The sequence below is a fragment of the Pseudomonas sp. OG7 genome (genome assembly GCF_014192825.1).
GTDB lineage: Bacteria > Pseudomonadota > Gammaproteobacteria > Pseudomonadales > Pseudomonadaceae > Aquipseudomonas > Aquipseudomonas monteilii.
On record NZ_JACHYK010000001.1, the window covers coordinates 867156 to 878628 of the forward strand.

Here is an 11473-nt window from a genome sequence, read left to right on the forward strand (position 1 = left end):
CCCCTCTTAGTTGAACAGGCCGGCAGCCGAGCTGGAGGACCCGCTGCTCGAACTGGAAGGCGCGCTACTGGTGCTGCTTGAGGAGGTGCCGGACGAGGTGCTGGCTGCAGGCGCTACGGTATTGGTTGTCGCTGCGTTGCTTGTAGCTGTACCACCGCCAGTGCTGGCTCCACCGCCGAAGTCGGTCTGTACATAGTTGAACGGGTTTACATCCACTGTGTAGGTAGCCTCGTAACCGGCAGCTGCGTTGTGATAGCTGCTGCCCAGGTTCGGGTCGAGGGAGGTCATGCCCTTGCTGACCAAACCGTTGGTCAGGCCATTCAGGTCGCCCAGCGAAGTGCCGCTGCTGACCTTGCCAATGGCCTGGTTGATCGGGCTGGTGACCATCGACGTAACCTGCTGGATTGCCGTACAGACCTTTTTCTGTGCGTACTGCAGAACAGCAGCCTGTGCAGAAGCCAGGATGCTACCCAGGCTCGGGATAGAGCCGGACAGGTCGAACAGGCTGCTCAGGCCGCCGAAGCAATCTGCCGTGGCGCTGAACAGAGACTCGACATTCGGTGTTGCCGATGCCAGCTCGGTATGAATCTTCAGCGCATCGTTGATGGAGGCGCCAATCGTCCCTTGCTTCGTGCCATCGGCGCAGTCCTGCGCATCGGCCTTGATCGCATCGGCTACCACGGAGTCTTGCTGCGAAATCAGGCTGCTCGATGTATCGCCCAGGCTGCTGGTGGCGGCGAACGCTGGGCCGGCCAGCATCAGCCAGGCCCCCAGCACGCCACCCAGGACTGCGCGTTTGCCCACAGATTTGCCTACCGCCACAGCGACAGGGTTCAGCCGTCCGTTATACATCTGTGTAACTCTCCATGATCTGTGATATCTCGCGCAGCCGCTCCCCGGAGAAAATCTCGCTGAGCAGGTGAGCTTTGCTGAAGGCATCCAGCCGGTGACGAAAAGCCATGAGCGCTGCGGGTTGCGACAAATCGCCCGCCAGCAGTGGCGCCAGCGCCCCAGTGAATGCTTCGTTGCGTTGCGCGACATACCGGACCAGGTACATGCAGCGCGAAGAGGTGAGGTGGGCCAGCAGTTCGGCGAAATGCTGCGGAACCTGGTGCAGCGCGCGCGCGTACGCTTCGACGAAGGCCTGGATCTCCTGCATCAGTAACTGGATTTCGAACTGCTGAGCGGGGGCATCCTCATCGAAATCCACTGCCCACCGGTCAAGGCGGTCCATGGTCATCAGGAAACTCACCAGCCGGGCATTGCGCGACGACTTGGCGAAATGCCCAAGAACGCCATGTGCCGTGAGGTCAAGCTGGTCGATCGGCGGTGTGCCCGCGTCGGAGGTTGTGTATTCGTCCATTCCCTGCACTCGATTAAAGCATACTGAAATACGCTAAAATACATCCTGTTTCTTATTCTCTATCAAAAATGTTGGCGTATCAACTTTTTGACAGGCTGAAAGCAAGAAAAGCCGAGGGCAATTGGCCATTATTTTCGAGTGATTGTGGGGAGGCGCCAGCACATGGGGATGTAGCGGCAGCTTGCGAAGCGCTACCAGTATCAGGAGCCGACGAAATAGTGTGAGGGGGGTTACGGTCAGAAACCCTGCATGGTTCGGCATTTGGGGAATGCCGAACAGCCCCAGAATTGCTGGCCAGCTTTTGCGCCTGATTTGAAGGTCCTGACAATCAGCGCATTGCCACATTTTGGGCATTGCCGTTCTGCGTCCGGGTCGCTACGGCGTTTTAGGTTCTGCACATGCTCGCGATGAGTCGCAAGGGTAGGGGCTCGACGTCCGGTTTGCAGTGCTTGCAGCATGGCATCAACCTCGGCCTCGCTGAAGACCGGTTGCTGGAACGACTTCATGTAGCGAATGAATTTGCTGCCCTGGGTAACATTCGGCGGCATTTCGGTCTTGAAGGTGCTATCGCCAACAAAGGTGATCACCGAGTGCAGGTGCTCGGCACTTATGCCTAGTGTCGCTTCCAGTGCTTTGAGGTGCTTGTAGTTCTGTCGCAGCGGGTTCTGGAACTTGAAGGTGCGTTTGTACAGCTTCTGCGTCCACTGTGCCTGATTCTCGCTGCCAAAAATCCAGCCCGCCATGTTTTTCGTCTCCAGCACGAAGATGCCGTAGACCGAGACGAAGACATGGTCGATCTGAGTGGTGCCGTCCGGTGTGTCCAAGGTGATGTTGTGCAGTCGGCGGTAGGTGTGTTCGTCCAGTTTCAGCCATGCGAAGTACCGCACCAGCAACTCGCCGAGGTAGCCTTTGGTTTCCGGTCTTTTGAGGATTAACAGAAGAATGACGAGTGGGACGAACCAGCTCAGGGTTGCCCAGTTCTGGCTAATGATTGCGTTAAAGTCCATTTTTTGAAGCTCCAGAGATCCTTGAGCCTGCGGACTTTACCGAATCCGATGGGGTGGCACGATGAGATTTGTTCCCGAATGATGTATGCGATGCTACAAAGGCGCTCCTTTAAAAATTAATGAGGTGATTTCTCATTCTCGTTCGGCTTGTGTAGATAAGGCCGGATTACAGGCCAGTCAGCCGACCCCCGACACGGAGCGAGAGAATGAGTTTTTCCCCGGTTTCACAGCGCACCCCATTGAATCGTGCCCTGCACGCCGCACTCTTTGGTCTGGTTGTCAGCACTTACGCGCTACCGTCGTTGGCGCAGCCTTCGAGCGCTGACCACAGCAACCTGCTCAAGCAGTGGAACATTCCTGCCGGCCCACTGGCGCCGGCACTCGACCGCTTTGCGCGGGAGGCGGGGATCAGCCTTTCTTTTGAAGCGCATAACGTGGCCAACCGCAACACCCAAGGGGTGCAGGGCGCGCTGGATACCCAGTCGGCATTGTCGTCGTTGCTGCAAGGGACCGAGTTGCAGCTTGAACAGCAAGGCCCTGCTGCCTACCTGGTGGTGCCGCAACCAAAGCCTGTCGGCCCTTTGGAGCTCGGTGCGACCGAGGACTATCGCCTTGCGCCTATCATCATCAACTCCAAGGTCAAGGCCAGTGCCGATGACGACATCAACTCGGTGGTTGCCAAGGAACTGTGGGTAGGTGGCAAGGTGGCGACCAGCATCCTCAATACGCCAGCCTCCGTGTCTGTGGTCACCAGCAAGGAAATGCAGCAGCGCAGTGTCAGCACCACGGAAGAAGCGCTGCAATACACCCCTGGCGTGGTCAGCGACTTCTACGGCTCGGACGACCGCAACGACTACTTCCAGATTCGCGGCTTTCAGGCCACCACGTACCGTGACGGCCTGACCTTGAGCTCGATGCGGGGTGTGCGCGAAGACCCTTACGCATACGAGCGCATCGAAATTCTGCGAGGCGCCAACTCCACCCTGTTCGGCCCGGCAGACCCGGGGGGCTCGTTGAACTTCGTGACCAAGCAGCCGCGCTTCGAAAAGTTTGGCCAGGGTTACGTGACCTATGGCTCCTATGACCATGCCGAGACCGGCATCGATGTGGGTGACGCCCTGAACGACGAACAGACTTTGGCCGGCCGCTTCACTGCCAAGATGCAGAACAGCGACCGCGAGTACGACCATTCGCAGGACGACAACCGCTTCGTGATGGGTGGCCTGACCTGGGCACCTACCGACTTCACCTCGGCCACGGTGATCCTCGACTACCTGAAGACCAACAGCTCGCCAAACAGCGGTGGCTACCCACTGGACAAGGAATACGACCGCAGCGATTTCTACGGCGAGCCCGGCTACAACTTCCACGATGTCGAGCGCACCAGCCTCAGCGGCAACATCACCCACGACTTCGACAACGGCTTTACGCTGCGCAGTAACCTGCGCTACAGCGAGTTGAGCGATGACTTTGGCTATGTCTACCTGAGCGACAGCGCTTCGCGGGTGGGTACCACCATACCGCGCTATGTATTCGGTACTGACAGCGATGCCGACCAGCTCAACGGTAACCTGATGCTGCAATACGATGCCCAGTTCGAGCACATCGACAGCAGCACCCTGGTGGGTGTGGAATACCTCGACTCGAGCACCAAACAGAGCTCCGTCTACAGCCTGGCCCCCTCCATCGATATCGCCAACCCGGTATTCACCGGCGTGCCGGGCGGTGTTACGCCCTATACCCGCAAGAAAAACGACGCCACCACCAAGGCCGTGTTCCTGCAGCAGAACCTGTCCTTCTACGACCGCCTGATCGCAACAGCGGGTGTGCGTAATGACTCCATGGACCTGTCCAGCACGGAGTACGTCGGCGGGGTGAACAAGCAAAGCGACAACTTCTCTGAAACCTCCTACCGTGGCGCGCTGACGTACATCGTCAACGATGAAGTTTCCACTTACGTGAGCATGGTGGAGTCGGTTTCGCCTCCGCAGGTTGGCGTAACGCCGCAGACCGGCAGGCAGTACGAAGTGGGCGTGAAGTACTCGCCACTGGGCATGGATGCGTTGTTCTCTGCTGCCGTTTATGACCTGACCCAGGAAAACGTCACCATCGCCGTCGTGCTGCCGAGCGGCATCATCGAGCAGCAGACGGTGGGTGAGTCACGTGCACGTGGCCTGGACCTGGAAGCCAAGGCGCAAGTCACGCAAAACCTCAGCCTGATCGGTGCCTATTCCTACATGGAAACGGAGGTGCTGCGCGGTGCGCTGTATGACGGCACTTCGCTCAAGGGCAAGGAATTCACCGTGGCGCCGAAGCATACGGCTTCGCTGTGGAGCTACTACGACATTGCCAACACGGATGTGAGCGTTGGTCTGGGGGCTCGGTACGTAGGTGGCTATTACATGGATGCTGCCAACACCAAGAAAAGCGACGGCACCACACTGTTCGACGCGGCGCTGAACTACAAGATTGCCAAGGGGACAGACCTTGCACTGAATGTGAGCAACCTGTTTGACGAACAGCATGTGGTGGGGTCGGGGACGGCGAACTATTACAACCCGGGGCGGGAGGTTACGGCCAAGTTGAGTTATAGCTGGTAAGGCGAGGGGCAATGCTGTAGCGCCCGCAGCGTGGCGGGCATTGCCCCTGCTCCCGACATCCGGGCGCTAGTACTTCATCAACCACGGGTCCAGCGCCTGGAGGTTGCTGACCACCAGTTGCTGGGCCTCGGGCAGTATCGCCATGTTGCGGTGATCGATCTGATACCGCTGCAACACATACTTCACCAATGCCCTGCGGCTGGGCACCACCAGTTGCCCATCCGTCATGCCGTAGTCGGTTTCGATGATTGCCTTCTGCGCCGCGTTCAAGCGCCAATCAGGCTCGAAGATGATCGGCACTTCGACATTCCAGTCTTCATCCTGCTCGCGTGTGTTCGGCGATGCGTCGAGCAAATCGGGCTGCCCACGCAGGCGGCTGAGCACGAAGTCGCGATACTGACCGTTCTTTTCGCAGTAGGCCCGCACATGCCAGCGCATGCCGGTGTACACCAGCGTGTGCGGGGCGATCAGGCGCACCTCGACGTTGGGAGTGTTGAAGGACACGTATTCGGTTTCCAGCCGCCGGCCTTCGCGGCAGGCCTTGAGCAAGGGGCGTAGCACCTCGGGCCGAATGGGGCGATCAGGCACTTCCAGCACCCGAGTATGCGCATAAGCCAGCGCCAACCCGTCGATGTGCGGGGCGCGTTCATTGTTCTGGTACAGCAGGTGCAGATAAGCGCTGGCGCTGTTGTCGATGAACAGCGGCTCGAACTGTTCGCTAGGTACATAGCCCTTGATCTGCTTGTCATACGTCAAGTTTTCGGGCGCATGCTCGGTGATGTAGGTATTGATGTCCTTCGACGCTTGCTGGCGGCTGATGCCAAAGCTCTGCATCAGGTGGCCCGTAGTCAGCCGGCCTTCCCACCAGGCAACGGTTTCGATCAGGCGATAGCGAAGTGCCAGGTCCCAGCGTACCTGCTCGATGGATTGCTTGCGTTTCATACCCTCTCCATGTGCGCGATTACTTTACCTGTATAAGTCTACATTCTGGACGTGTAATTTTGCATTACATATCTTTGGCTCGTCTTCGGAATACATCGGGGGCTGCAAAGGATATGAGCATGACAATGCCGGAAGTGGCTGCGACGGGGGCCCTGGTGGCGATGGGGATCATTCTGTTGGTGCTGATTCAGCAGGGGTTGAGGCTGGGTGAGCTTGGGAAGAAGGTGGAGCACTGCCAGCGGGATTTGCGCTGGTTGCAGATTTGGGAGATGGAGAACCGTGAGCTGAGGGCGGCGGTGCGGGCGGAGCGGGAGCATGTGGCGCAGTTGCGGCGCAAGGTGGAGTTGCTGCAGGGGGTGGTGCCGGTTGTGGAGTAGTCAGCTGCGGTAGGTCAAGAAGCATGCTGCTTACGGCGTTGTACAGCGGTCACCTGTAGTCGTTACTGACGGTATGTAAATTTGGGTCGTAGTCATGTTTCGGAAGATGCGGCCGACGGTTTGGCCACTCATGGTTTACCGCGATAGCCATGTTGAGTTGAGTTCATAGTAGGTTGCTGTCATTTTGATATTATTGGTGTGACGATGATAGACCGCTTGCCTGCGGTAGACGTTCTAAGGATGACAAGAGGCCATAGGCGCCTCGAGCAAGGAGATTTTTGATGCAGGAACAATCGATTGATCTGCTACGTGAAGAGGCTCGCAGACTTCTCAGCTTGGAGTTGGGCTTGCTACACCATGTGCAGGAAGGCGCGGGAGTGCTGGCCGACGATCAGGGTGATGAGCATCAGACCTTCAGTAAGGCAAATGTCGCCAAAGAGATTGGGTACCTTGAAGGCGAACTGATCAAGGTCGGCGAGTTGAAGATGGTCCTGGCTGTGGTAGGCACCATGAAGGCCGGTAAATCGACCACCATCAATGCCATCGTTGGGCATGAAGTCCTGCCTAACCGAAACCGTCCAATGACTGCGCTGCCGACTTTGATTGAGCATACGCCTGGCCAGATTGAGCCAGTGTTGGAGCTGCAAAACTGCAAGCCGATCAATGACCTTATTTCACAGCTTGGCAAAGTAGTCTCATCTGACCGAGGCGACGCGGCGCTGCAGAATCTCGAGCGTACCGACGACATGCTTGATCTCCTGAAGCTGATTGATCAGCGAGGCAGTTTCAAAGTGTCATATGAGGGTTCGGAGAATATCTTTTGGTTTCTCAAAAGCCTGAACGACCTGGTACGGCTTGCGGCGCATCTGGAAGTAGAGTTTCCCTTTGGCAGCTATTCCAGCATTGACGATTACCCTGTCATCCGTATCGAATTTTCTCATCTCGGCCAAGCAGCGGGCCAAGGCAAATTGGCATTGCTCGATACCCCCGGCCCCAATGAAGCAGGCCAGCAGCACCTTCGTAAAATGCTCAAGGAACAGCTGAAAAAGGCTTCCGCTGTGCTGGCTGTAATGGATTTTACGCAGCTTAAGTCTGACGCCGATGAGCAAGTGCGAAAGGAACTGGATGAAATTGCCGATATTGCCGAAGGGCGACTGTTTGCACTGGTGAACAAGTTCGACCAGAGGGATCGCAACGGCGACACTGCTGAGCAAACACGTACCTTCGTGGCCGAGTCGCTGATGAATAGAAGGCTCAATGCGGCAGATGTCTATCCAGTGTCTTCGCGCTGGGGATACCTGGCCAGCCGTGCCCAACAGGAAGTGGTCAATCACGGCAAACTGCCTGAACTCAACGGAGCCAAAAATGCCTGGGTTGAAGACTTTGGCCAGTTGGTGCTGGGCATGGATTGGGAGGATGCACTACAAGACACCGAGCATGTCCAGCGCGGTGCCAGCCACCTCTGGAAGAAATCGAATTTTGCCGAGCCTTTAGAAAAAGTGATCTTCAAGGCCCACCGGCAGGCTGCGGTCATGGCATTGTCTTCTGCTGCCTCCAAACTGGTTGACACGGCAACCCGCTTGGCACGTTTCCTGGAAGTGCGTGATACCGCACTTGCCAAGAGTGCGGAAGAGCTTCAGGAGCAGATTGGCTCTTTGCGCGATGACATTGCAATGATCGATCGGCTGGAACAGGACAGCGAGGCGTCTTCGCAGAACGCGCTGGCGGAAATCAAGTGCGAAATGAGCATGACCTTCACTGAATTGGCGGAGGCTATCAAGCATGAGGTCGGCGAAGGGTTCAAGGCGGGAAAGCGGCAAGAGCAGCAACAAGCCGTCGCTCGAATGCAAGACCAGCCCACGACGACCATGGCAGGGCTCCTCAAGGGCGTTTTTAGCACTTGGTTGGGGGGGGAGCGGGCTCGTCGCGCGCGTACCGGCTTCGACTTCGAATATGACGAAGAAAGCCCTGTTATCAATTTCGATAAGCAATCTCAGGCTGAAGCACTGCTGAAAAAAATCGAAGACGGTGTGCAAAGCATCATTAGCGATGGTGAAGTTGAACTGGTCAGGCGTATGGGCGAAATCCTCAAGGATTTCCGCATCACTTTCGCAGTAGATATCGAAGACGAAGCCAACAAGCTGATCAATGGCCTGAATGAGCGTCTCAATCGCAGCGGTTTTGCAATTGATGTGAAAATCCCGGACACGGCACCGCTGACTCTCAAGTACACCGCTGGCGAGATTCTGCGTGATTCGGTGGATAGCAAACACCGTAAAGTCACGCGCTCCCGCCGCAGTAAAGGGGCATGGGGCACCATTTGTAGCTGGTTCGGTACCTCCGATTGGGGTTGGGAAGAGTACACAGTCAAGCAGGGCTATTACGCTGTCGATATCAACAAGGTCCGCAAAGCCATCGACGCATCGATCGAGCAGCTGTTCAAAGACTTGGAGGCCTCTGCTGCGGACACGATTGCTCAGCCGCTCAATGAGGGGCTTCACACTTTCTTCGAGCAACTCAAAGGCAGCATTGAAAGCATTAGAAGCGACTTGCAACAGAGCATTCGCGATCAGGAGCGCAGCCAGGATGAGCAAATTGCATTGGCAAGCTTGCTCTCCAGTTACAAACGCGAGGTCATGCCTATCAAGCGCGATAGCGAAGAGTTGCTGCGCGATGTGAGCCCTGCAGGGGTGGCAGCATGAGCGAAGCGCAAAACGATGAGCTGATTGGTGAAATGAGCCGTTTGTTTACCTGCCTGCCGGAAAAGTTTGTGGTGGACTTTGCCAACGGTATCGATGTGGTGCGCGAGCGCCAGCGGCATATGTCGACGCGGACCGGGATGTTCGACCGCCTTTACGATGGCTTCACTGGCAAAACGGCTCAGAACCAGGCAGAAATCAATGCAAGCCTCACCGATAGCGTCGAGGGGGCACTGGATTGGTTGGTCGATTTGACTCAATCGTTGGCCAAGAGTAATCGCGCGATCTATCAAGTGCAGATGCGGGTCAACGGACTGAAACAGGACTTGGCAGCGGTCGCTAACTATTCAGCTGATACCCGCTACGCCTTGGAGCGGCTTTCGCAACTCTTGGGTGACCGGTGCAGTGCCTTGGAGCTAAAGGTTGCGAAAATTGATTGTACGCAACGTGCCCAGCTACACCTTGAGAGTGTAATGGGCAAGTGGGGGGCGGGCCGGTTCGCTGGTCTTAGTCTGACTGGCCGCTGTTATGCCGCTCTGGAAGAGCTGCGCTGGGGGGCATTCGGTGACCACTGTGTAAGTATTTCGGGTACTGAGCGCCAGCAAATGATGGAGGACCTGGCCAACCGGGCAATCATACAGATGAGCCACGACGCTCAGGTGGGGCAAGGGGAGCGTATCGCTACCCGAGATCGCTGGCTGGCGAGGCCATCGCCTGACGAACCATGGAATGCGGGCGAAGAGACGCTTGCTTATCTTGGAGATTGGTCGCGCCCTGAGCATTCGCCAATGACCTATGCAGTTTCTCAGTCACCGGAAGAGCTGCCGCTCCAAGTGCCTTTGCTGGGTTCTGCACGGCGTATGACTGAAGGCTTGGTCAGTGAGTTGTTTCTGGAGGCCTCAGTATGAGCGCACCCTTGAAAGTGGGTTTGGTGCTGTCCGGTGGAGGGGCGAAAGGTGCATACCAAGTGGGTGTGCTGAAAGCCTTGCGTGAACTAGGCACTCGCATTGATGCAGTTTCAGGTGCCAGTATCGGAGCACTTAACGGCGGTGTTCTCGCGTCAGCGCCTTCGCTGGATGTTGCCATTGAGCGTCTGGAGCAACTGTGGGGGCGCTTGAGTGAAAGCTCCCCTTTGAGTGTGAAAATGCCGGGCTATGTCTCGTTACTGGTGGCTGCAGGATTACGCATGAACGGCGCGCCAGCCATTCTTGCTGCAGCACATGGTGCCAAGCAGTTAGCCCAGCGCTTTGATGTCGAATTTCCCGAGTGGCTGGATGGTTGGGAAGACGGCTTTCTAGACGACAAGCCGTTGCAGCAATTGATGGATGAGTTCTTGGTCAGTAAAGATCTGGAACGTGGTCTGCCACTGTATGTTTCTCTGTACGAGAGCCAAGGAGGGGTCGAGGATATAGCGCGTGCTGTCTGTGCTGAACTTGGTTTTGGTGACACACCACATTCAGAGTTTTTCCATGTTCAGTCGATTGCTGATGAAGCGGAACAGAAACGCATTTTGCTGGCCTCCGCGGCGTTACCGTTGCTTTTCAAATCACGTCGTCATGAAGGGCGAAGCTGGTCAGACGGAGGGCAGGGTGGCTGGCAAACCATGCAAGGTAATACGCCGATTACTCCCTTGTTGGAAGCTGGTTGCAACCTGGTCATCGTCACACATCTGAGTGATGGGTCAGCTTGGAGCAGGCAGCGATTCCCTGATGCGACCATTTTGGAGATTCGCCCGAGCAAGAGTTTGGCGCGTGCGACTGGGCCTTTGGCGGGGACTCGCGACTTGCTAGGTTTTGATAGCGAGAAAATTCCATCGTGGATCGAGCAGGGCTATCAGGACACGCTCCAGTGTGTCGGCCGCGTGCTGAATGCACAAAAGGCGCGCAATGAGTTACGCACTTCGGAAGCGGCGCTGGTTAGCATTGAACGTGAGTCCAAACGAACTGATCAGGTATTAGCAGACGCGATGTCGCGGTTGAAGTGAGTGTCGCGGGGGGGGCTGGTCATTTGTCCAGTCTCTCGCTGATCAAAGGTATCCGCGTGTGGGCTCTCCTTCTCGAGCACTTCGCCGAAAATATGGTATCCACTTGATTTGAGTGGATACCTTTTGGGGGGGCGAGTGGATGGTTGTTGCGGGTTCGGTAGCGTAACTACAGTGATGCTTTCGAGCCGGGGTAATCTGAAACGAGTGGGTACCTAACTGTTTTGTCTAATTAGTAATTGATTGGTCAACTTGCGTGGAATACCAGTTGGAACGCTGCGTGGTCTGGATTCCGATGGACGGTGCGTTTTGAGAACCGCCCCCAAAAACGAATCGGGGCCGAATCTATCAAGCAAATGGACGCGCTGCTGATTGTTGCCCCTGGGCTCGCAGGTCAGGGGCTCCTAGTGTGGTGTTTCAGAAATACCCCTGGAAATCAGGTCACCGCTTTACGCGTGCTCTGCCAGCCGATAAGGTGGCGCGCATTGCAAAATGATGGCAGCT

The 11473-nt window shown here is 56.5% G+C and carries 9 protein-coding genes; 5 read left to right on the top strand and 4 right to left on the bottom strand.

The genetic code is table 11. From position 1 onward, the window contains the following. Positions 1 to 6: 6 nt before the first annotated feature. The 3 genes from FHW75_RS04035 to FHW75_RS04045 all read right to left on the bottom strand — a co-directional run bounded on the left by FHW75_RS04035 (position 7) and on the right by FHW75_RS04045 (position 2370). Positions 7 to 852 (bottom strand): hypothetical protein, encoded by an 846-nt coding sequence (locus tag FHW75_RS04035; protein ID WP_183673155.1) that lies wholly within the window; start codon positions 850 to 852, stop codon positions 7 to 9. Beyond that, entirely contained in the window at positions 845 to 1363 is a 519-nt protein-coding gene (locus tag FHW75_RS04040) for a type IV secretion protein IcmW (protein ID WP_183673157.1), read from the bottom strand. The genes FHW75_RS04035 and FHW75_RS04040 overlap by 8 nt, the downstream gene beginning before the upstream one ends. Before the next feature lie 236 nt (positions 1364 to 1599). Then, positions 1600 to 2370: a nuclease-related domain-containing protein gene (locus tag FHW75_RS04045; RefSeq protein WP_028614213.1), complete on the bottom strand. Its 771-nt coding sequence runs from the start codon at positions 2368 to 2370 to the stop codon at positions 1600 to 1602. A 206-nt stretch (positions 2371 to 2576) separates the two neighbouring features. Here FHW75_RS04045 and FHW75_RS04050 point away from each other — a divergent pair, with 206 nt between their 5' ends. After that, entirely contained in the window at positions 2577 to 4970 is a 2394-nt protein-coding gene (locus tag FHW75_RS04050) for a TonB-dependent siderophore receptor (protein ID WP_183673159.1), read from the top strand. 66 nt (positions 4971 to 5036) lie between these two features. Here FHW75_RS04050 and FHW75_RS04055 read toward each other — a convergent pair whose 3' ends face one another. After that, entirely contained in the window at positions 5037 to 5912 is an 876-nt protein-coding gene (locus tag FHW75_RS04055) for a WYL domain-containing protein (RefSeq protein ID WP_027614904.1), read from the bottom strand. A 119-nt stretch (positions 5913 to 6031) separates the two neighbouring features. Between FHW75_RS04055 and FHW75_RS04060 the strand changes: the two genes are divergently transcribed. From FHW75_RS04060 to FHW75_RS04075, 4 genes are all read left to right on the top strand, one after another. Next, positions 6032 to 6289 carry a hypothetical protein gene (locus FHW75_RS04060; RefSeq protein ID WP_183673161.1) on the top strand — a complete coding sequence of 86 codons (258 nt, stop codon included), beginning with the start codon at positions 6032 to 6034 and terminating at the stop codon, positions 6287 to 6289. 281 nt (positions 6290 to 6570) lie between these two features. Beyond that, positions 6571 to 8991, top strand: a complete 2421-nt coding sequence (locus FHW75_RS04065; RefSeq protein WP_183673163.1) for a dynamin family protein — start codon at positions 6571 to 6573, stop codon at positions 8989 to 8991. Continuing rightward, positions 8988 to 9896, top strand: coding sequence for a diguanylate cyclase regulator RdcB family protein (locus FHW75_RS04070; protein ID WP_183673165.1), 909 nt, complete (start codon positions 8988 to 8990; stop codon positions 9894 to 9896). Before FHW75_RS04065 ends, FHW75_RS04070 begins: the two co-directional genes overlap by 4 nt. Next, complete coding sequence (locus FHW75_RS04075) at positions 9893 to 10972, top strand: patatin-like phospholipase family protein (protein ID WP_183673167.1); 1080 nt, start codon at positions 9893 to 9895, stop codon at positions 10970 to 10972. Before FHW75_RS04070 ends, FHW75_RS04075 begins: the two co-directional genes overlap by 4 nt. The last annotated feature ends 501 nt before the right edge of the window (positions 10973 to 11473 follow it).

Bases quoted from the DNA above. Each gene is read 5' to 3' on its own strand.
- FHW75_RS04035 (WP_183673155.1), bottom strand. From the start codon at position 852: ATGTATAACGGACGGCTGAACCCTGTCGCTGTGGCGGTAGGCAAATCT.
- FHW75_RS04040 (WP_183673157.1), bottom strand. From the start codon at position 1,363: ATGGACGAATACACAACCTCCGACGCGGGCACACCGCCGATCGACCAG.
- FHW75_RS04045 (WP_028614213.1), bottom strand. From the start codon at position 2,370: ATGGACTTTAACGCAATCATTAGCCAGAACTGGGCAACCCTGAGCTGG.
- FHW75_RS04050 (WP_183673159.1), top strand. From the start codon at position 2,577: ATGAGTTTTTCCCCGGTTTCACAGCGCACCCCATTGAATCGTGCCCTG.
- FHW75_RS04055 (WP_027614904.1), bottom strand. From the start codon at position 5,912: ATGAAACGCAAGCAATCCATCGAGCAGGTACGCTGGGACCTGGCACTT.
- FHW75_RS04060 (WP_183673161.1), top strand. From the start codon at position 6,032: ATGACAATGCCGGAAGTGGCTGCGACGGGGGCCCTGGTGGCGATGGGG.
- FHW75_RS04065 (WP_183673163.1), top strand. From the start codon at position 6,571: ATGCAGGAACAATCGATTGATCTGCTACGTGAAGAGGCTCGCAGACTT.
- FHW75_RS04070 (WP_183673165.1), top strand. From the start codon at position 8,988: ATGAGCGAAGCGCAAAACGATGAGCTGATTGGTGAAATGAGCCGTTTG.
- FHW75_RS04075 (WP_183673167.1), top strand. From the start codon at position 9,893: ATGAGCGCACCCTTGAAAGTGGGTTTGGTGCTGTCCGGTGGAGGGGCG.